The organism is Polaromonas hydrogenivorans, from assembly GCF_040105105.1.
GTDB lineage: Bacteria > Pseudomonadota > Gammaproteobacteria > Burkholderiales > Burkholderiaceae_C > Polaromonas > Polaromonas hydrogenivorans.
Genome location: NZ_CP157675.1, coordinates 417,501 through 420,000 on the forward strand (window position 1 = coordinate 417,501; position 2,500 = coordinate 420,000).

The 2,500-nt window shown below is 49.3% G+C and carries 2 tRNA genes and 2 rRNA genes (2 of these 4 only partly in view); all 4 read left to right on the plus strand.

The features are described from left to right. Positions 1 to 103, plus strand: a 16S ribosomal RNA gene (locus tag ABLV49_RS02065) (it extends 1,427 nt beyond the left edge of the window). Positions 104 to 222: 119 nt separating this feature from the next. Next, positions 223 to 299 (plus strand) — tRNA-Ile (locus ABLV49_RS02070). A gap of 28 nt (positions 300 to 327) precedes the next feature. Beyond that, positions 328 to 403: transfer RNA gene (locus ABLV49_RS02075), tRNA-Ala, on the plus strand. Positions 404 to 748: 345 nt separating this feature from the next. Further along, positions 749 to 2,500: ribosomal RNA gene (locus ABLV49_RS02080) — 23S ribosomal RNA — on the plus strand; it runs 1,127 nt beyond the window's last position. The 16S and 23S rRNA genes sit together here with 2 tRNA genes alongside, the layout of an rRNA operon.

The following is a 2,500-nucleotide window of genomic DNA, read 5'->3' on the forward strand; positions in this document are numbered from 1 at the left end:
GCCTAACCTGCAAAGGAGGGCGATTACCACGGCAGGGTTCGTGACTGGGGTGAAGTCGTAACAAGGTAGCCGTATCGGAAGGTGCGGCTGGATCACCTCCTTTCTGGAAATGAAGCTTTTTCACGCTTCTTACGCCCATTCTTATCGGCTGTTGTTTAAAACAACAGCATTGGTCATCAATCCAATTGGTGCTGCCTTGGGGATTCTTTGTTGAGTTCCGTAGGGTCTGTAGCTCAGCTGGTTAGAGCACCGTCTTGATAAGGCGGGGGTCGTTGGTTCGAGTCCAACCAGACCCACCAAATCAGGTTTGAAGCGGTTTTGAATCCTGGGGGATTAGCTCAGCTGGGAGAGCACCTGCTTTGCAAGCAGGGGGTCGTCGGTTCGATCCCGTCATCCTCCACCACTTATCTGTACACATCATGAAAGTGGTTTGTACCTAATTTATTAATGCAAAGTATTCTCTTGGAGAGTGCTTTGTGTTGGTTGATTTATTAATTTATTTCAATTGATTATTGGCTGTTCTTTAAAAATTCATAGAGTTAAATCAGCGCTGCTGGCGGAAACTGCACATTCGTAAAGGTTTAGTGCAGACCGTGCCGCCAGTAGCAATTTAGAAAATTTTTTGATTGCGTCAAAAGAAACTTTTAATTTCGAGTCAAATCGATAATTGGAAGATACGGCATAACGCGTCTGGTGAAAGACCAGACATGCATTCCTTGAAAATAACTGCGAGAAATCAAAGTTATAGGGTCAAGCGAATAAGAGCACATGGTGGATGCCTTGGCAATGATAGGCGACGAAAGACGTGATAGCCTGCGATAAGCTTCGGGGAGCTGGCAAATTAGCTTTGATCCGGAGATTTCTGAATGGGGAAACCCACCGAAAGGTATCGCATGCTGAATACATAGGCATGCGAGGCGAACCGGGTGAACTGAAACATCTCAGTAGCTCGAGGAAAAGACATCAACCGAGATTCCGAAAGTAGTGGCGAGCGAAATCGGAAAAGCCTGCAAGTGATAGCAGGACTCTTAGCAGAACAGTCTGGAAAGGCTGGCCATAGCGGGTGATAGCCCCGTATGCAAAAAGAGACCTGTGGTACTGAGCTTGCGAAAAGTAGGGCGGGACACGAGAAATCCTGTCTGAATATGGGGGGACCATCCTCCAAGGCTAAATACTCATCATTGACCGATAGTGAACTAGTACCGTGAGGGAAAGGCGAAAAGAACCCCGGGAGGGGAGTGAAATAGATCCTGAAACCGTGTGCTTACAAAAAGTAGGAGCCTCGAAAGGGGTGACTGCGTACCTTTTGTATAATGGGTCAGCGACTTACATTCAGTGGCAAGGTTAACCGAATAGGGAAGCCGTAGAGAAATCGAGTCCGAATAGGGCGTCTAGTCGCTGGGTGTAGACCCGAAACCAAGTGAGCTATCCATGGCCAGGATGAAGGTGCAGTAACATGCACTGGAGGTCCGAACCCACTAGTGTTGCAAAACTAGGGGATGAGCTGTGGATAGGGGTGAAAGGCTAAACAAACTTGGAAATAGCTGGTTCTCTCCGAAAACTATTTAGGTAGTGCCTCAAGTATTACCATCGGGGGTAGAGCACTGTTTTGGCTAGGGGGTCATGGCGACTTACCAAACCAAGGCAAACTCCGAATACCGATGAGTACAGCTTGGGAGACAGAGCACCGGGTGCTAACGTCCGGACTCAAGAGGGAAACAACCCAGACCGCCAGCTAAGGTCCCTAAAATTGGCTAAGTGGGAAACGAAGTGGGAAGGCTATAACAGTCAGGATGTTGGCTTAGAAGCAGCCATCATTTAAAGAAAGCGTAATAGCTCACTGATCGAGTCGTCCTGCGCGGAAGATGTAACGGGGCTAAGCCAGTTACCGAAGCTGCGGATGTGCAATTTATTGCATGTGGTAGGAGAGCGTTCTGTAAGCCTGTGAAGGTGGCGGTGTAAACCCTGCTGGAGGTATCAGAAGTGCGAATGCTGACATGAGTAGCGTTAAAGGGGGTGAAAAGCCCCCTCGCCGTAAGCGCAAGGTTTTCTACGCAACGTTCATCGGCGTAGAGTGAGTCGGCCCCTAAGGCGAGGCAGAGATGCGTAGCTGATGGGAAACAGGTCAATATTCCTGTACCGATGTGTAGTGCGATGTGGGGACGGAGAAGGTTAGCTCAGCCAACTGTTGGATATGTTGGTTCAAGCCTGTAGTCGTGCCTGGTAGGTAAATCCGCCGGGCTTAGATGAGGGGTGATAACGAGGCTGCTTGCAGCCGAAGTGAGTGATACCCTGCTTCCAGGAAAAGCCACTAAGCTTCAGCTACACACGACCGTACCGCAAACCGACACTGGTGCGCGAGATGAGTATTCTAAGGCGCTTGAGAGAACTCAGGAGAAGGAACTCGGCAAATTGACACCGTAACTTCGGAAGAAGGTGTGCCTCTAGTCAGTGATGTCCCTCGCGGACGGAGCTAAACGAGGTTGCAAAAAATCGGTGG